The organism is Sphingobacterium paramultivorum (assembly GCF_014109745.1).
GTDB classification, from domain to species: domain Bacteria; phylum Bacteroidota; class Bacteroidia; order Sphingobacteriales; family Sphingobacteriaceae; genus Sphingobacterium; species Sphingobacterium paramultivorum.
Genome location: NZ_CP058555.1, coordinates 4,313,546 through 4,331,538, shown reverse-complemented (window position 1 = coordinate 4,331,538; position 17,993 = coordinate 4,313,546). Strand labels below are relative to the sequence as shown.

Below are 17,993 nucleotides of genomic sequence, written 5' to 3'. Positions count from 1 at the left end.
TGGCTAAAATTTAGTAACATTGCTCTCTAATTATCAAAAGTTGACTGGAAGACAAAAAAAATACATCAGTCTTTTATTGAAGATACTGGTTTTCGCCCTAGCGACCTGGTATATCGTTGTGAAGGTATCCGATAGAAGCAATATTGAGAAGTTCAAAACCCTAATTGCCGGTTTGGAGCAGCATTCGGTTGTTTGGACCCTTATTTTAATTGTGGTTTTAATGCTTGTCAATTGGTTGCTTGAAGTTGTGAAATGGCGGTATCTTGCATCTAAACTGGAGCATATGTCATTTTGGAAGGCTTTCCAATCCGTTTTCTGCGGGCTTACCTGGGCTATTTTTACACCCAATAGGATTGGAGAATATGGCGGGCGGGTACTTTTTCTACAGCCCCAACATCGGGCAAAAGGAGCCGTAGCGATGGGCGTTGGATTATTTGCGCAATTGGTGCTCACAAGCGTTGCTGGATCACTAAGTATCGCTTGGTTTATCTGTAAATTTCTTTCTACTCCTTTAACAGTACAATTTGGGGTATGGCTACTTGCTATTATCTATGCTGGAGGATTTGTAATCTTATATTTCAATGTAAAATGGATTGATTTATTGGTCGGTAAAATTAAGTTTTTGACACGGATTAAGCCCTTCTTTGAAGTATTGGAGCATTATTCAATGCGGGAGCTCAGTATTGTTCTTTTAAATTCTTTGGCGCGATTTGTTATTTTTACTTCTCAGTATATCATCTTGATGAAGCTAACTTTGCCTGAGTTACCACTTTTATCCATGATTCTGATGATTTTTATCCTGTTTTTTGTCCAGGCAGCTCTACCTACATTGGATATTTTTGATTTCAGTGTTAGAAGTTTTGTTGCTAGCAATCTATATAGCTATATTACCACACAAGAAATTGCTGTAATGGCTATTGTTTCCTGTATTTGGTTCGTTAATTTGATTCTTCCAGCTATATTTGGTTCTATTTTTGTTTTTAAGATTAATTTTTTCGGTGATACAAATTCTTAACTATTTATTGATCATTTTTACCTGCGTATATGCAATTCTAGTTTTATGGATGCGCAGGGGCTGGTCCTTGATTTTGGAACCTAACAATTCTATTAGGCCAACAATGACCGTATCTGTGATTATCGCTGCGCGGAATGAAGAGTTAAATATTAGGCGCACCATTGAATCCATACTAGGGCAGAATTATCCTAAAGAGCTCCTTGAGCTAATTATTATCGATGACCATTCAGACGACAATACGTCTTTGATTGTGAAAGAATATGAAGATAAAGGTGTTAAGCTGATTCAATTAAACGAAAATGGCCGTTTGAATTCGTACAAGAAATTAGCAATTTCAAGAGCAATAGAATGTTGTCATGGTGAAATTATTATTACCACTGATGCGGACTGCCGCATGGGGTCGAACTGGTTAGCAACGGTTATCAGCACATTTGAGAAAGAAGGTGCTTATCTACAATCTTCTCCAGTGGTGTATTCGGAGGAGAAAAGTTTTTTTGAACGACTGCAAACCTTGGAATTTTTGTATTTGATAGGTCTGGGCGCTGCAGGTATTGGTAACAAAAAACCAACGACCTGTAATGGAGCAAATTTGGCCTATCGAAAGGATATTTTTAAACAAATGGGCGGATTTAAAGGGATTGATGAGCTAGCATCCGGAGATGATGAACTTTTTTTACATAAGGTAGCAGAACAATATCCCGAGAAAATAATGTTTTGTAAATCAAAAGATGCCGTTGTTTATACGGATGCGAAACCAGATTTGAAGTCATTCATTAGTCAACGCAGACGTTGGGCTTCAAAAAGTACCAAATATAAAAATAAAGGTGTCATCGCATTGGGGATTTCCATTTGGTTCTTTAATTTATTGATTTTGGTAGCTTCAGTTCTTGCTCTTTTCGGCGTGAAATTCGTTGCTTGGGTTGTACTTTTTGCATTGCTATTGAAGATGGTCGTCGAATTTCTTTTTATTGAACCTTTGACCAGGTTCGCAAGCAGAAAGGAACTCTTATGGTATCTTCCTTTATTGAGCTTGGCTCATATTCTTTATCTGGCTTATATAGGCATATTGGGTAATGTGGGTAAGTACGACTGGAAGGGAAGGCAGGTTAAGTAGCTTATTCCTATTTCTCGACCTTTAGTTTTATCGCTTCTTCAGCTAATTTAACGATCTCCTCAATATTCTTACCCTCCGTATCCAACGGATTTAGCACTTCCCAGGTCATGTGAAGAAATGGGGTCAGTGGATACATCCCATATTGTACCATTTCATATGATCCAGTGATCGCAATAGGAACAACGAGTGCATGTGGATTTTTCTTTAATAATGTGGCAATCCCACCAACATGAAAGGCCTTCATTTTCCCGGTCTTTGATCTTGTACCTTCTGGAAAAATAAACGCGGACCAGTTTTTGGTTTTCATATTATTGGCAAGTTTTAATATTTCAGCAATAGATTGTTTGGGGTCATTGCGATCTATATTTGCGGCACCACCATGTTTTAAGTTGAATGAGATACTAGGTATACCGCTGGCAAGTTCTATTTTAGAAATAAACTTTCCGTGAAATCTACGCAAAAAATAGATCATTGGGGGGATATCAAAAGTACTTTGGTGATTGGCAACGAACACGATAGGTTGACCTGTTGGAATATTTTTGTTGTCGATAAATGTCACCCGATTAAATAGCGTGTAATAGCAGGCAACGAGGCAGGCATTTAACATATCGACACTTTTTTTGTGGGCATCATATCCACCTAGCTTTAAACATAGCCACTGTATGGGGTGAAAAATAATTAAGGATAAACCAAAACAAAACCAAAATATAATAGATAGGAAATAGCCTAAAAACTTCTTCATAAACGTTATTTAATGATACAAATATATCATTAAGCAATGGTTTTTGAAAAATATTGATTTTATAATGTTTTGTTTTAACATTATTAATATTATCTTTAATAATGTTAATAATGTTATTATTTAATGAAAAAAATACCGGTTGATTGCCCTTGTTGTGAGTCGAAGTTAAAAGTCGCCAAATTGGTGTGTGAATCCTGTGAAACCGAAGTTGTAGGTAAGTTTTCTTTACCTGTGTTGATGCAGCTTACTGTAGAGGAGCAAGAACTTGTTTTGAATTTTTTGATGCACTCAGGGAGTTTAAAAGAAATGGCAAATCAGATGGGCAAATCCTATCCGACGGTCCGTAATATTCTCGATGATCTGATTCGCAAATTGAAATCGCTTGATCATACAAACAATGGTGGCAAAAATAGAAGTATTTAGCAGTCTGGACAATCGAATGATTGATAAACAAAGAATTATATCAAGATGAAAAATAATACGCTTTATACCGAAAGCCAATCTTTTTTTAGCTGGTGGCTCTGTCTGATCCTTTTATCTGTCAGTGTGGCCAGTTTTTCTGTGCACTGGAATGAGCTCTTGCGGTTGAATTTTGCTCCATTATTTCAATTACCGGGGTTTTGGATCAATTTGGTATTATGGGGATTGTTTGGCGTTCTACGATTAAGAACTACTATTCGTGAAGATGGAATTGAAGTCTATTTTTTTCCATTTAATTTCTATCGTAAAAGAGCGCGTTGGACAGATATTCGTGCTGTTGAGGTACGAAAATATAACCCGATTGGTGAGTTTGGTGGATGGGGTTTTCGGAGAGGGCAGAAAGGGCTGGCTTTTTCAGCTCGTGGTAATATGGGCTTACAACTTACATTGGAAACTGGCAAGATATTACTTATTGGAACCCAAAATCCAGTAGAAATCGAAAAGCTGAGCTTATCTCAATTCTTAAAAAATGAAAGTTAAACAGATTTTTCAGAATCCATTTGCGGAATTGCCGGAGTGGAAACTATTCTTTGCTGGTGTTATCGGATTTTTGTTATCAAGCTATGTTATTTATTTATCGGGCCAGCAGTTTAATGGATTTATGCATTTCTATCAACCAGATATAGGGGTGTCCATATGGGTTGTCTTGGGCGTTCATGCCTTTATGGTTTTGGCTCCTTTTACACTTCTTTACGGTACAGGGATGTTATTAAACAGAAAGACTAGAATCATTGATGTCATGAATGTCGTTTTGATTATACCATTTCCGCTCTATTTTGCATTATTTTTGGGGAAACTATTAAATCCGGACAAATTTACTGACCAACTATTAAAAGCGGTGCAAAAAGGCGATCATACATTGGCCGGAGTTGATAAAACTGAACTATTTTTATTTGGTATGTTTGGAATAATCAGTTTATTATTGCTGTTTTATCAGTTCTATTTATTGGTCAAGGGCATGAATGTAGCGGTTAACAATAAGAAGATTGGTATCAGTGTACTATTTGTGGCATTATATTTTATACTGGATCTATGTATACAGTTTAATTTCTAGTAAAAAACGACAATGAGAAAAATTTTATACCTATTTATCATTTGTTTCCACTTTTCATGTTCCCATGCACAGACATTTGATGGATCATGGAAGGGCGAGGTTGAGGTTTCGGGGCAGAAGTTGCTGCTGGTGTTCAACATTCAAAAAGATAGCGCAGGGAAGTGGAATGGAACCTTTGAGAGTCCGATGCAAACAGCGCAGAAATTTGCAATCAATCAAATACGTATAGAGCACGATTCCATTTGGATGGACGTTAGGAATATAGGTCTTCTGTATGCTGGCTTTTTGGATCGGGATAAAGATGTTATGAAAGGAGTGATGAAACAAGGTCCTTTTGAATCTGCTATGATTTTGGTACGAAGCGAGAACGAACAGAGTGGGCTTTCTCGTAAACAGGATGTTTTCCCCCCTTATAGCTATACGGAAGAGGAAGTGGAATTCAAAAATAGCGCGGGCAATGCGCTACTTACGGGTTCCCTGACTTATCCCAAAAGTGGAGGGCCGTTTCCTGCGGTAGTATTAATCAATGGCAGTGGGCAACAAAATAGAGATTCTGAAGTGTTTGGTCACAGGCCATTTAAGGTGCTTGCTGATCGTCTTACGAAAAATGGTTTTGCCGTATTACGTTACGATGACAGGGGAGTAGGTGGCTCCAAAGGAGAAGTTAATTTGGCAACAACGATTGACTTTGCTTCCGATGCCAATGCTGCAGTTGATTTTCTAAGCAAAAAAGCTGTAGTTGATGTGGATAAAATCGGGATGATTGGCCATAGTGAGGGCGCTTTAATTGCTGAAATAGTGGCATCAGAAAATAGTAAAGTAAAATACATAGCGCTTCTATCCGGACCTGTGATTAAAGGTGATTCCCTACTGATCTTACAAAGTTACGCCTTGGGGAAAGTCGGTGGTTTATCTGAAAAGGCTTTGGATGTAAATAAAGCAAATAATCGAAAATTGTATAATATTCTATTGGAAGACGAGCCACCAAAAGTATTGGCCGAATCGTTGGAAAAAGAACTTATTCAGCAAAATAACGGGAATCCACTGACTCCTGATATGAAGATTAAACTTAGTCCAATGATGAGCCCCTGGTTTAGAACGTTTCTTCGCATCGATCCAGCTTATTATCTGAAGCAGGTGAAAGTACCGATTTTCGCTTCCTTCGGGGGAAAGGATGTTCAAGTCCCGGCGAATGAAAACATCTATTGTCTCCAACACCTGCATTTAAACACCACCGACGTCACCATTAAGGATTATCCTAATTTGAATCACCTTTTTCAAAATGCGCAAACAGGAAAAATTGAAGAATATTTTGAAAACTCAGAGAGCTTTAATGAACAATTGATGGATGACCTTACGAAATGGCTTAAACTGAAAACAAATTGATTTAATCAACTAAAGGCTGCGGATTTTAATATTTTTTCCGGATCAAATAAGTTTAAAAAAATCGGGACCATTTAATAGTGCATTAAATGGTCCTGACTATATTAGATAAACCTGAGTGTATTAGAACAAGGGATATCTCTTTGAAGTGCGCTATTCCAATTAGGGTGTTGTATTGGCTACGGGAAGTATTTTCCCATTGAAATAGTGATGCCCATTTTGAGCGAAATCTGCGATGTAGCGTCCCATTTCAAAGGCTAAAGTACCCGCTTCAACACCTGGAAAAGCAGCTTCGAACATTTCAGTCTGAGCAGATCCTAAGGCTAGGCAGTTCACTTTGATTCCCTTTTCCTTAAATTCCTCCGCTAAGCATTCTGTAAGCACTGCTAATGCAGCTTTACTGGTTGAATATGCCGAAAGTCCGGGAAACTTTAGGGATCCCTGGAATCCGCCCATACTGCTAATATTGACAATATGTGAGCCTGATTGCATCATGGGAACAACGTGTTGTATCATATTGACGTGTCCCATCACATTGGTTTGTAGCATTTCAGCAAAATCCTTTCCATCAGTTTCCATAAATGGCTTATTGATGAGTGCTCCAGCATTGTTAATCAAGATATCAACCTTATCAAATTTTGATTGGATGAAGGGAACGAGAGTAGTATAGTCATCGTAGACAATATCAAATTGAGCCGGATATAAAGTGCCGCCATCATAGTTGAGCTGACCTGCAATTTCATGAAGTTTTCTCAGTTTGTCTGCTGATCTAGCCAAAGCAATTACTTTGTTGTCCTTTTTAGAGGTCAAATCCAATACCGCTTCAAATCCAACACCACTGCTTGCACCTGTAATAATAATATTTGCCATGTTTATTCTTCTAGTTTTTGACTTTGTTCAACTTCTTCTGCGGAAGGTAATTTGTCCTCGCCAATTGCTTGCGGATGAAAGATAAAGTAAATCCCCGAAAGAGCAACGAGAGCGGAAATAATATAAAATAACAATGTGATCAAAACCGCATTGTGAGAGTCTACCTGGAATATGCCAGCTCCCCACATAATCACAAGTTCACGCATGCCCAATCCCCCAACAGAAAACGGAATGATTGAAACCAAAGAAGATGCAAGGAATAGAAATAGGTACGGAGAGAACTTACCGCTAAAACCTAAGGCATAAAGAATGAGGATTGCTGCGAGAACCTGCATTGATTGTACACCAATAGCCTTTAAATGTGCTCTTAGAAATGTTGCCTTGTATTCCTTAAAGAACTTGGTTACGATAAAGTAATAGAGAACGCTCCCTATAATAAATAAAATGATGGTAAGATAGTTTGGAATCCCTAGCTGTGGCATATAGGTAACCAGCGCTGCGATGATAAGGCATAGTGCCCATAGGCCGCTTAATCTGTCTAAAAATAGGGCCGTGAATAATTTTCTTCCTTTAATATTGAATCTTTTCCTGAGGAAAAATATCTTATATCCATCTCCGCCAACACCCCCAGGTAGAATGAGGTTATAAAATAGGCCAAGTTGGTACAATTTCAAATTATATTTTTCCGTGACATCCAGACCGATTGCCTTTAAAAAGGTTAATAAACGCGAAGAGGAAATAAAAATGGAGATACTATAAGCGACTAAAGCAAAGAATAGATAGAGCGGATTGGAATTGATGACAGCTTCTTTCAGATCCTTTAGAGATACCTTGCTGAATACCCAATATAAGGCTCCCACAGTAACAACGATCTTTGCTATATTTTTGGCTATTTTGAGCCCCTTTTTTTTATCCATAGAAATTATACGTCCAATCTTGTTCAGCTGTAATTAGCGATTTGGCGAATCCAAAGTTAGAAACTTTGTCGAATTGTGCAATTGTGCTTAAGCTATCGTTGGGTAAATTCTTGAATACAATAATATCAAATATAAAATACCAAAGATAGTAGCAAGAGAAAATAGCCAATTTAGGTCAATTCTGTTATATTTGTGCTTGAGCACAGCGATCATCAATCCAATGATGAAGCAAAATAATAAAATAGGAGCGACAAGCGCGATCTTATTGGTAAATGCAAGGCTGATTTGATTCAATTTGCTTTTTGCTTCCTGTCCTAAAAAAAGCGGATAAGAAGCAAAGGCCAATAAAATGATAAATAACCTTAACAGCGTTTTTGCGATTATTTTGCTTATGGTATGATTTTTGGCTGTAATCTTCATGATTTGTGGATTAATTTACCCCAAAAATACAATTTGAAATTAAAATTTATACATATGAATCGATTCGTTTTATCATTAGCAACAGTTTTTGCTACGGTGACCTTATTTTCTTGTGGAGCACAAAAGCAAGGTACATCAACTGGAAATCCTTCTTCCAATACGAGTGCAGCTTCTGGTCCTAGCGCTTCGGATTGGAAATCCGCTGTAAAAGGAACGTGGACATTGAATACAATCGATAGAGAGAATTTACCTTCTTCATTCACGATTAAAAGTGTATTTGAAGAGGCTCCTGCAGAATGTTTCGTAGGTAGTACATGGAATTTTATTGGAAATGGTAAAGGATCAATTACATTTAATGCGCAAGGAACTTTATGTGCTCCGGGTGCATCACGTGAGATCTTTTGGTCTATCTATAACCCTGGAAAAGGCTTAGGAGAACCTCAGTTTCAATTTAAAAAGATTTATGCAGGCGATAAGGCGAAGAACGTAACAACAGGTTACCGTTTGGATTTATCTTATTCGGATGGGAATAAATTAGTTATGCGCATGCCATTGACTGTTGCTAACGGAGAAGCCTATTTAGTGTTTAATTTTACGCGTTCGAACTAAACGTAAACGATAAAAGAAGAATAACAGAAAGCTATAGGAATTCCTATGGCTTTTTTTGTTTAAAATTTAATACTTTTACACTCCCAATTCATTATGATTTATTTGTGCCATAGGCTGCGGAATTTACCGATACAGTGAAAAAGCCAACTATGCATGATAATCTTGTGGGCGGATAAGCTTATTTTAAGTATGAAAATGGGATATATACCTAACGATTTCGTCAGGTATTGCTTAATCTAGAGAGAAACATGGCTGAACAAAACACGAAAACTGCTTTAATAACAGGTATAACAGGACAAGATGGTGCCTATCTAGCAGAATTCCTATTGAAGAAAGGTTACAAAGTACACGGTTTAAAGCGTCGCAGTTCTTTATTCAATACAGATCGTATTGATCATCTTTATCAAGATCCCCATCTTGACAATAGAAATTTCACATTGCATTTTGGTGATTTGACGGATTCAACCAACTTAATCCGTATTATACAGGAAACACAGCCTGACGAGATTTACAATCTTGCGGCGCAATCTCACGTAAAAGTTAGTTTTGATACGCCGGAATATACTGCAAATGCCGATGGTATCGGTACCTTGCGGATTCTTGAAGCAGTCAGATTATTGGGAATGATTGAGAAAACCCGTATCTATCAGGCTTCTACTTCCGAGCTGTATGGATTGGTGCAAGCGGTTCCACAAAGTGAAACAACACCTTTTTATCCGCGAAGTCCTTATGCTGTAGCAAAAATGTACGGTTATTGGATTACTGTCAATTATCGTGAAGCCTATAAGATGTATGCCTGTAATGGAATTTTATTTAATCACGAGAGCCCTGTAAGGGGAGAGACTTTTGTGACACGTAAAATTACCAGAGCTGTAGCAAAAATCGCGCTAGGGCTACAGGATAAATTATATCTTGGTAATCTGTCGGCACAACGCGACTGGGGGCATGCCAAAGATTATGTAGAAGCAATGTGGTTGATTCTACAACAAGAAACCGCAGAAGATTTTGTGATTGCTACAGGTGTGACAACAACTGTAAGGGACTTTGTTCGCATGGCTTTTGCAGAATTGGGAATCGAGATTGAGTTCAGTGGAAAGGGAGAGCAGGAGAAGGGGGTAATTATCGATATTGACGAGGAGCGCCTAGCCCAGTTAAATATTGATAAGTCGCTGATTAAATTCGGTCAGACTGTTGTCAAAGTTGATCCAGCATATTATAGACCAACTGAAGTCGATTTACTTATTGGTGATCCGACTAAAGCAAATACAAAACTTGGATGGACGCCAAAATATGATCTTCAGATGTTGGTAACAGATATGGTACAATCCGATCTTCACCTGATGAGAAAGGAAGAATACTTAAAACAAGGCGGATTTGAGACCTTGAATTATTTTGAATAATTCATAATTGGTAATAAAAAATAAAACTGGAATAATTTTTGTTTAAACATTCAATAGTATAAATTATAGATTTATACCTATGAATATGACAGTATATTATGATAAATTCAGAAGTTGTTTCGAGTAAGAAAGAAGAAGAAAAGAAGAAAGATTCTTCGAAGATTTACTTCTTTATCATTGCGATAGCAGCATTACTTGCAACGAACATATATTTTTATGTCAAGTTTAAGACCAATGGTGAAAAGGTCTATACACTTACAGTGGAAAAAGAAAATTTGCAGGTACAAATCGATCGTATTGAAGCTGAATTGGATAAAATTGATGTAGAAAATGTCCAATTGACTCCAGAGATGTCCGTGCAGAAGGATGATTCCAGAGCTGAGATCGCAGAGCTTCGTAAAAAACTTGAAAATAAGAGTATTACTCCAAAAGATATCGATGAAGCACAGCACAAGATCAATCAGCTTAAGAAGCAGGTGGATACTTATCGTGTAAATGTGCAGCGGCTGATTCAGGAAAATCAGATTTTATCGAAGCAAAACTCCAACTTGAGCGAATCTGTTGTCGAAAAAGAAAAACAGATTACTTCATTAGTTACATCAAATTCGGATCTGAAAGAGAAGGTTGCAACTGCTTCAGCATTAAAGGTTTCAAGCATCAGTATAAATGGCCTTGAAGTCAAAAAGAATGGAAAGGAATTTGTAGAGGAACGCGCTAAAAAAATTGATAAGTTAAAAATCAATTTTACCATTGCTGATAACCCCTTAGCAAAAAATGGAGAACGTGATATCTATGTCAGAATTATAGATCCACAGGGAAATCTGGTCGTGCAAGGTGATAATATTTTCTATGTACATGGCGAGAAATTACAATATACTTTTAAACACAATATTTTATTTACCAACAAAGGTGAAGATTATATCGTCTATTGGGCAGCAGAGGAAGGATTCTCTAAAGGGGCCTATACGATTTTGTTATATGAAGATAATGCAATTATGGGACGATCTACTGTTGTATTGCGTTAAAAATAAATATACTATAAACAAAAAAGCTCTTTGCAGTCATGCAGAGAGCTTTTTTGTTTATAGTATACTGTTCTTGTTATACTGACCCTTAAAACAAAAGAGTAAGGCTATCCATTAACTGGTTAGTTTTATGCTATCAGTGTTTGAGTTATGAGGTGCCCTAATTGAACGCTATATTTTTATTTACATTAGTTGGCATGACGACCCCTTCTTTACACAAATGGAGCGGCAGGTCCTTATTAGATATACTGGAGATAGGTTTCATATACGCTTTCTTCGATGTCTTATTTTTGTTGATTGTTATCTGCACATATTAAGACTCTACCTGTTGCAAAGGAAGCAGTATATGAAACGTCGTACCTTCGCCTTCTACAGTCTCAAAATAAATTTGCCCATTACTGGCTTCAATTGTTTTTTTGACAAGAACTAGCCCTAAACCGTTTCCTGAACTCTTTGTCGTGAAATTAATCTGGAAAATTTTATCCTGCATCTCTTTGGGAATTCCATAACCATTGTCTTTGATGTCTATCTTGACAAATTTGTCTGAGTAGCGTTCAATGGAAATCTCGATCTTCATGTTTTTTCGTCCATAACCGCCTTCAATTGCATTTTTTATTAAATTATTGAAGGTTCTCAATAGCTCATTACCATCAGCCTTAACAATAAGGGTTTTGTGATCAGCATTGTTAATGAGACGAATACTTACATTTGGTGTATTGTTGTACAAGGAAATGGACTTTGTTATTTTTTCTACAATATTGATGTTTTCCATTACCGTATTTGGGAATTTTGCGAAGTGCGAAAATTCTGAGGCAATATGTGTCAATGCATCGATTTGTTCGATAAATGAAGTGGAGAATTTATTGAAGCGATCCGGAAATTTAGGGTCCTCATCTTTGTACGATCTACGGAGTTGCTGAATGCCTAATTTCATTGGTGTCAGCGGATTTTTGATTTCATGGGCTATCTGTTGAGCCATCTCGCGCCAAGTGGATTCTCGCTCAGTATCTTTGATTTTATTGGCATAGTCCTCAAGTTTTATGATCATGAGATTATATTCTTTGATCAATGTACCTATTTCATCATTTCGTTGCCAAAACAGAGGTTCGTTGGGTTGTCCCAGGCGTAGTTGTGAGATCTTCTTACTGATGATGCTCAATGGATTGGTGACACTGTTGGCCACAAATGTCGCATAAAAACCAAAGCCTATGATGATCAGCGAATAAATGTTCACTATCGTATTTAAAAGAAGATTTTTATTGATATTTTCTTCCTTCTGAAGCGAGAAGTTTGGTATACCTATATAAGCCAGTGTATTATAGTTTTTATCCCTGATGGTGGCATAACTGGTCTCAAATTGAAAAGTGCCTATACGCTCATCTTCAATCGTCTCCGATTTTTTTAAGATAGAAAGATTCTTCAGTGCAGCTGGATTAATGAATGTAGAGAAAAGCTCCAGATCGTAGATTCTACGCTGTGAGCTATAAAGTAACCTGCCTGATTTGGAATAAAGATTGAAGTCTTTGGAAATAGTTTCAGATAATGTCTTGAGCATGCTGATAAGCTGCGTTTCGGTGGATGTTTCATCCGTGTAGGTCAACATATTTTCCATCCGTTTGCCCAATTCGATAATAAAACGTTCCTTACTTGCTCTATTATTATTATAAAGCTGCTTGTTGATACTTATATACGAAATTACCGCCGATATAAGGATCGCCAGTATTACTGATGAGATAATGGAGGTCTGAATACGTGTAGAGTACTGTATTTTATTTATTATTTTGTAGAACTGATATTTTAAATTACGGAAAGTTAGCTTGGTATTCTTGAGAAAGATATAGAATGATTTTATAAAATGGAAAAACATGAAAATCATAAAAAATACCAGGAACAAAAATGAAGTAGTCGCTAGATAATCCCAAAAAGAAGGTTTCTGTTTACTGATAACATATGTTGAGAATTTATTGGCAACATAAGCCATATGTAGGTATGCATCACGGTCCAGTACTTGAATATATTCTCCTGGAACACCTTTCAGCCCCCTTAAATTGTTCTCGTAGGTATATTTTCCAAACTGTGTTATTAAAGAGCCTCCTTTATAGAGGGCTATCGAATAATCCCCTTTATTATAATATTGTGAATTGTTGATCCGCATATCGGTGAGGATTTCGGGATAGGGAACCGTATAACTAAAATCTTTATTGGAAAGATTGATGATGACATTGACAACCCTATTTTGGTCAATGGCGACAGGAATAATGGAGAAGTATTCATGCGTACCTAATTCCGCACTGGCACGGTAGAAGTTCTGCGTGACTTTTATAGACTTGTTGATTACCTTTTCTCGATATTCATTGATCTTATTCTGACTGGCTGGATTGAGGGGAATATTATTTTGATCATAATAATATGCTTTGAACTCATACTTGGAAAGATAGCCACTAAAATACTTTTTCTTGATAAAATCGTTGATCCCTTCGGTATTGGTATAGGGTAGACTGATATTAAATAAATGTTTTAATTCTTCATCGTTTGCTATGCTGCTTTCAATATCAGAGAATAATGAAACAGCATTGACATCATCTTCTGATTGTAGATTACTCAACAAGATTTTCATGTCGATTAAGTTCCGTTCCTGATAGAAACGTGCGTGCGTGATCGCACTTATGATTGCCCAAAGTATCAGTACAGCGATATAATTTGTTAATATATGTCGGTCGAAATACTTCTCGCCAAATGATTTAATAAGGATGATCAGTGCAAGTAACAAATTGACCAGGCTATTTTTCTCTATATAGAAGGAAATGATCAGGATGACAAAAATGACACATGCCAGTTGAATATTGAGTAGCTGCGTCGGTTTTAATTCTAATTTTTTAAGAAAAAATAGTACAAGATCAATGTAGATACTTAAGGCCAAAATACCCATGCCAACAATGCCTAGATCTACCCAACTTAAGAAATGTAAATCGACAAGTTTTGTGAAATCAAAATAGATGTTGTTGGAGTGTGTAATCAATGTACCAGCGATATCATACAATAGACCGAACGATAGATATATACTTAGAATAAATCCGATTGCGATAGGAATTCTAAAGAGCCGGATGTTTTTTATTTTGTCAAAGTTGAGCTCTTTGCGAATTGCATAGATAAATAGAACCAACCATAGCACCAATATGGTGGTGGACATCACGGACCATATATTAGGGAAGAAACGGTTGTAAGCATAATTACGCGAGTCGAAAATTGAAAATGTCGCATTTTCGGACAGCAGATTCCATTTAAGATCAGCAAATTTGACAAGGCTAAATATCGATAACAGCAGGATTGCAGACCACCAGGCCCGTCCTGTCTTGGCCATATGTAAGCAGAGGCTATTGAAGAAGATCAGTAATGCGATCCAGGCAAGTAGCCAGCAGAAGAATTGCAAAATTGTATAGGCATTTTCATGCTCTCCATCTTTCAGCTTAACGGAGAACAGATAAGACCCCTCATTGCTATAGATATTTTTAATGGTGACCGTGTCTGTATAGGAGGCAATGTCAATATTTCTGGTGTCGAAGAAGTTTCTCCGCAAAGAGCTATTTAAATAGGGGTTGTTGTTATTTGTATAGCCTTTTACAATAATATAGGCGAGTATACTGATATTGCCAATTGTTTTTTTTCGAACAACGTAAGAACGGTTATCATCCTGAATAAAATTGGATTTTTCTGGAAATCCCTGATCTGTAATAGGTACAAATAGATGCGTGCTCCACATCTTCGGTTCATGGTCCTTAAAGAGAAATAAATAAACCTTCTCATTGGTTTTAAACTTTTCAAATGCCTGATAAACTGCTATCGGATACTGATCGTAGTTTTTAAATGTTTTGAGTAGGAGTGAATCATTGAAAATTCGGTCGACTTTTTTCTCTTGTTGAGCGATATAATCATTGAGTGATTTTGTATCAATGTCCAGTATTTCCTTATTGGTAACAGATTCTTTAATGGTGATAGCTGTTCCTATAAAGCATAAAGTCAAGATAAGTAGGAGTAATCGAATTTTTATACCAGAATTCACGTTCGTCAATTTACATTATTGTAAATATAAAAAAAAGTCCTTGCTTTCTTAGGGCAAGGACTTTTATATTATTTTTCTGAACTATCTATTTTCATGGGCCAGAAAGAATCTTCATTAGATTTCTTTAGCTGTTGATGCTAGCGAAAACATGAAGGATTTAATACGCTAATTAAACGTGTGGTTCTTCTTGACGGAAGATTTTGGCAGTCAAATACTCGCGGTTTAGACGAGCAATGTTTGTTAATTTGATACCAACAGGACATTCTGCTTCGCAAGCTCCAGTGTTCGTACAGTTACCAAAACCTTCTGCATCCATTTGATCTACCATTGCCTGTGCACGTTCGTAACGCTCAGTTTGGCCTTGAGGTAATAAGGCAAATTGAGATACTTTTGCAGACACAAATAACATTGCAGAAGCATTTTTACATGCTGCAACACAAGCACCACAACCGATACATGTAGCCGATTCGAATGCTTCGTCAGCAATACGTTTAGGGATCGGAATAACATTGGCATCAGGAACACCACCTGTATTGACATTTACATATCCGCCCGCTTGTTGAATGCGGTCAAAAGCCGTACGGTCTGTTGCAAGGTCTTTCAATACCGGGAATGCAGCAGCTCTCCAAGGTTCTATCACGATAGTCTGTCCATCGTGGAAGCTACGCATGTGCAATTGACATGTTGTGGTACCTTCTTTAGGACCGTGAGGGCGACCGTTGATTACTAATGAACACATCCCACAGATACCTTCACGACAGTCGTGATCGAAATATACAGGATCTTCTCCTTTACGAGTCAATTCTTCATTGACAATATCAAGCATCTCTAAGAAAGACATATCATCAGCGATATCGTTTGCCTGATAAGTTACAAATTGACCTTTATCTTTATCATTTTTTTGACGCCAAACTTTCAGCGTTAAATTCATATGTTGTGCCATGATAATTTTCCTTCTTATTTATAACTTCTTTGTGTTAACTGAACGTTCTCGAATACCAAGTCTTCCTTGTGTAATTCCTCAGGTACATTGTCTCCTTTGTATTCCCAAGCAGATACATAGGCGAATTCATCATCGTTACGTTTTGCTTCACCTTCTTCAGTTTGGCTTTCTAAACGGAAGTGACCACCACAAGACTCAGCGCGTTGCAATGCGTCAACAACCATTAACTCACCTAACTCTAAGAAGTCAGCTACGCGACCAGCTTTTTCTAAAGAAAGATTTAATTCTTCGTTCTCTCCAAGTACTCTAACGTTTGTCCAGAATTCTTTTTTCAACTCTTGGATCAAACCTTGTGCTTTTTGTAATCCTTCAGCTGTACGAGCCATACCACAATATTCCCACATGATGAGACCTAGTTTTTTGTGGATATCATCAACAGTTTCTGTACCGTTTAAAGACAATAATTTGTTGATTTTGTCTTCAACTTCCTTACGTGTAGCTTCGAAGGCAGGATGGCTGTGATCTACTGGTGCGAATGAGCCTAATTTAGCTAAGTAATCACCCACAGTGTAAGGAATTACGAAATAACCATCGGCAAGACCTTGCATCAATGCAGATGCACCTAAACGGTTTGCACCGTGGTCAGAGAAGTTACACTCACCTAAAGCATACAAACCAGGGATTGTAGTCATCAAGTTGTAGTCAACCCATACGCCACCCATTGTGTAGTGAACAGCCGGGTAGATACGCATTGGTTGTTTGTATGGGTTCTCGTCAGTGATTTGGTAGTACATGTCAAATAAGTTACCGTATTTAGCACGTACTGCATCTTCGCCTAGACGACCGATCGCTTCTTTAAAATCCAAGAATACGGCGAAACCAGTTTTACCAACACCACGACCATCATCAACGGCTTCTTTTGCATTACGAGATGCTACGTCACGTGGTACCAAGTTACCGAATGAAGGGTATTTACGCTCCAAGAAATAGTCTCTGTCGTCTTCTTTGATATCATTGGCTTTGATCTCACCTTTACGTAATCTTTCTGCCATTTCTTGAGTTTTAGGAACCCATACACGGCCGTCATTACGTAAAGACTCTGACATCAATGTCAATTTGGATTGGTGATCGCCTGTTACCGGAATACACGTTGGGTGAATTTGTGTGTAACAAGGGTTTGCAAAGTAAGCACCACGTTTGTGTGCTCTCCAAGCTGCTGTAACGTTACATCCCATTGCATTTGTAGACAAGAAGAATACGTTACCGTAACCACCAGTACACATCAATACTGCATGTGCAGCATGAGTTTCGATTTTACCTGAAACCAAGTCACGAGTTACAATACCTTTAGCATGACCATCGATCATAACTAAGTCTAACATCTCATGACGCGTATAAGATTTTACTTTTCCTTTTTTGATTTGACGGTTTAATGCTGAATACGCACCTAACAACAATTGTTGTCCAGTTTGACCACGCGCATAGAACGTACGGCTTACCTGAGCACCACCGAAAGAACGGTTGTCCAATAAACCACCATATTCACGTGCAAAAGGAACACCTTGCGCAACACATTGGTCGATGATGTTGACAGATACTTCTGCCAAACGGTAAACATTTGCCTCACGTGAGCGGTAGTCACCACCTTTGATTGTATCGTAGAATAAACGGAAAACAGAGTCTCCGTCGTTTTGGTAGCTCTTTGCTGCGTTAATACCACCTTGTGCCGCAATAGAGTGCGCACGACGAGGTGAATCTTGGTAACAGAAGGTAATTACATTATATCCTAATTCGGCTAAAGATGCTGCTGCAGATGCACCAGCAAGACCTGTACCAACAACAATAACAGTAAATTTACGTTTGTTAGCAGGGTTAACCAACTTAAGATTAAATTTATAATTTGACCACTTTTGGGCTAATGGGCCCGCTGGTACTTTTGAATCTAACATATCTCTTAATTT

General features: G+C 37.6%; 15 protein-coding genes. 9 read left to right on the top strand and 6 right to left on the bottom strand.

From position 1 onward, the window contains the following. Positions 1-40 precede the first annotated feature (40 nt). The gene (locus HS960_RS18145; RefSeq protein ID WP_153844947.1) at positions 41-1,015 is read left to right on the top strand and encodes a lysylphosphatidylglycerol synthase domain-containing protein; all 975 of its coding nucleotides are present in this window, start codon (positions 41-43) and stop codon (positions 1,013-1,015) included. Between the two features lie 103 nt (positions 1,016-1,118). Further along, entirely contained in the window at positions 1,119-2,129 is a 1,011-nt protein-coding gene (locus HS960_RS18140; protein WP_227550101.1) for a glycosyltransferase family 2 protein, read from the top strand. Positions 2,130-2,136: 7 nt separating this feature from the next. Here HS960_RS18140 and HS960_RS18135 read toward each other — a convergent pair whose 3' ends face one another. Next, positions 2,137-2,871: a lysophospholipid acyltransferase family protein gene (locus tag HS960_RS18135; protein WP_153844948.1), complete on the bottom strand. Its 735-nt coding sequence runs from the start codon at positions 2,869-2,871 to the stop codon at positions 2,137-2,139. A gap of 123 nt (positions 2,872-2,994) precedes the next feature. On the opposite strand from HS960_RS18135, the gene HS960_RS18130 reads away from it, so the two are divergent. Genes HS960_RS18130 through HS960_RS18115 form a run of 4 tightly spaced genes read left to right on the top strand, consistent with a single transcriptional unit; the run spans position 2,995 to position 5,791 of the window. Further along, positions 2,995-3,294: a DUF2089 family protein gene (locus HS960_RS18130; RefSeq protein ID WP_153848180.1), complete on the top strand. Its 300-nt coding sequence runs from the start codon at positions 2,995-2,997 to the stop codon at positions 3,292-3,294. A gap of 45 nt (positions 3,295-3,339) precedes the next feature. Continuing rightward, positions 3,340-3,831, top strand: coding sequence for a hypothetical protein (locus HS960_RS18125; RefSeq protein WP_153848179.1), 492 nt, complete (start codon positions 3,340-3,342; stop codon positions 3,829-3,831). After that, a complete protein-coding gene (locus HS960_RS18120) occupies positions 3,821-4,405 on the top strand; it encodes a hypothetical protein (protein ID WP_159731392.1) in 585 nt (194 codons plus the stop codon). The genes HS960_RS18125 and HS960_RS18120 overlap by 11 nt, the downstream gene beginning before the upstream one ends. Positions 4,406-4,417: 12 nt before the next feature. Beyond that, on the top strand, positions 4,418-5,791 hold the full coding sequence (locus tag HS960_RS18115; RefSeq protein WP_159731390.1) for an alpha/beta hydrolase family protein: 1,374 nt from the start codon (positions 4,418-4,420) through the stop codon (positions 5,789-5,791). Between the two features lie 159 nt (positions 5,792-5,950). Here HS960_RS18115 and HS960_RS18110 read toward each other — a convergent pair whose 3' ends face one another. Then, entirely contained in the window at positions 5,951-6,658 is a 708-nt protein-coding gene (locus HS960_RS18110) for an SDR family NAD(P)-dependent oxidoreductase (protein WP_159731388.1), read from the bottom strand. Between the two features lie 2 nt (positions 6,659-6,660). Continuing rightward, on the bottom strand, positions 6,661-7,575 hold the full coding sequence (locus HS960_RS18105; RefSeq protein WP_075990891.1) for a lysylphosphatidylglycerol synthase transmembrane domain-containing protein: 915 nt from the start codon (positions 7,573-7,575) through the stop codon (positions 6,661-6,663). A gap of 474 nt (positions 7,576-8,049) precedes the next feature. On the opposite strand from HS960_RS18105, the gene HS960_RS18100 reads away from it, so the two are divergent. The 3 genes from HS960_RS18100 to HS960_RS18090 all read left to right on the top strand — a co-directional run bounded on the left by HS960_RS18100 (position 8,050) and on the right by HS960_RS18090 (position 11,029). Next, complete coding sequence (locus tag HS960_RS18100; RefSeq protein WP_046674905.1) at positions 8,050-8,604, top strand: lipocalin family protein; 555 nt, start codon at positions 8,050-8,052, stop codon at positions 8,602-8,604. 248 nt (positions 8,605-8,852) lie between these two features. Then, positions 8,853-10,004 carry a GDP-mannose 4,6-dehydratase gene (gene gmd, locus HS960_RS18095; RefSeq protein ID WP_046674906.1) on the top strand — a complete coding sequence of 384 codons (1,152 nt, stop codon included), beginning with the start codon at positions 8,853-8,855 and terminating at the stop codon, positions 10,002-10,004. A 98-nt stretch (positions 10,005-10,102) separates the two neighbouring features. Then, a complete protein-coding gene (locus HS960_RS18090; RefSeq protein WP_153848173.1) occupies positions 10,103-11,029 on the top strand; it encodes a hypothetical protein in 927 nt (308 codons plus the stop codon). 313 nt (positions 11,030-11,342) lie between these two features. Here HS960_RS18090 and HS960_RS18085 read toward each other — a convergent pair whose 3' ends face one another. The 3 genes from HS960_RS18085 to HS960_RS18075 form a co-directional block, all read right to left on the bottom strand. Further along, positions 11,343-15,089: a HAMP domain-containing sensor histidine kinase gene (locus HS960_RS18085; RefSeq protein ID WP_159731386.1), complete on the bottom strand. Its 3,747-nt coding sequence runs from the start codon at positions 15,087-15,089 to the stop codon at positions 11,343-11,345. Positions 15,090-15,258: 169 nt separating this feature from the next. Next, positions 15,259-16,032: a succinate dehydrogenase/fumarate reductase iron-sulfur subunit gene (locus HS960_RS18080; RefSeq protein WP_182330307.1), complete on the bottom strand. Its 774-nt coding sequence runs from the start codon at positions 16,030-16,032 to the stop codon at positions 15,259-15,261. Positions 16,033-16,046: 14 nt separating this feature from the next. Further along, positions 16,047-17,981 (bottom strand): fumarate reductase/succinate dehydrogenase flavoprotein subunit, encoded by a 1,935-nt coding sequence (locus HS960_RS18075; RefSeq protein WP_088160104.1) that lies wholly within the window; start codon positions 17,979-17,981, stop codon positions 16,047-16,049. Positions 17,982-17,993 lie beyond the last annotated feature (12 nt).

Coding starts and splice junctions, on each gene's coding strand:
- HS960_RS18140 (WP_227550101.1), top strand. CDS start 1,119: ATGACCGTATCTGTGATTATCGCTGCGCGGAATGAAGAGTTAAATATT.
- HS960_RS18135 (WP_153844948.1), bottom strand. CDS start 2,871: ATGAAGAAGTTTTTAGGCTATTTCCTATCTATTATATTTTGGTTTTGT.
- HS960_RS18130 (WP_153848180.1), top strand. CDS start 2,995: ATGAAAAAAATACCGGTTGATTGCCCTTGTTGTGAGTCGAAGTTAAAA.
- HS960_RS18125 (WP_153848179.1), top strand. CDS start 3,340: ATGAAAAATAATACGCTTTATACCGAAAGCCAATCTTTTTTTAGCTGG.
- HS960_RS18120 (WP_159731392.1), top strand. CDS start 3,821: ATGAAAGTTAAACAGATTTTTCAGAATCCATTTGCGGAATTGCCGGAG.
- HS960_RS18115 (WP_159731390.1), top strand. CDS start 4,418: ATGAGAAAAATTTTATACCTATTTATCATTTGTTTCCACTTTTCATGT.
- HS960_RS18110 (WP_159731388.1), bottom strand. CDS start 6,658: ATGGCAAATATTATTATTACAGGTGCAAGCAGTGGTGTTGGATTTGAA.
- HS960_RS18105 (WP_075990891.1), bottom strand. CDS start 7,575: ATGGATAAAAAAAAGGGGCTCAAAATAGCCAAAAATATAGCAAAGATC.
- HS960_RS18100 (WP_046674905.1), top strand. CDS start 8,050: ATGAATCGATTCGTTTTATCATTAGCAACAGTTTTTGCTACGGTGACC.
- gmd (WP_046674906.1), top strand. CDS start 8,853: ATGGCTGAACAAAACACGAAAACTGCTTTAATAACAGGTATAACAGGA.
- HS960_RS18090 (WP_153848173.1), top strand. CDS start 10,103: ATGATAAATTCAGAAGTTGTTTCGAGTAAGAAAGAAGAAGAAAAGAAG.
- HS960_RS18080 (WP_182330307.1), bottom strand. CDS start 16,032: ATGGCACAACATATGAATTTAACGCTGAAAGTTTGGCGTCAAAAAAAT.
- HS960_RS18075 (WP_088160104.1), bottom strand. CDS start 17,981: ATGTTAGATTCAAAAGTACCAGCGGGCCCATTAGCCCAAAAGTGGTCA.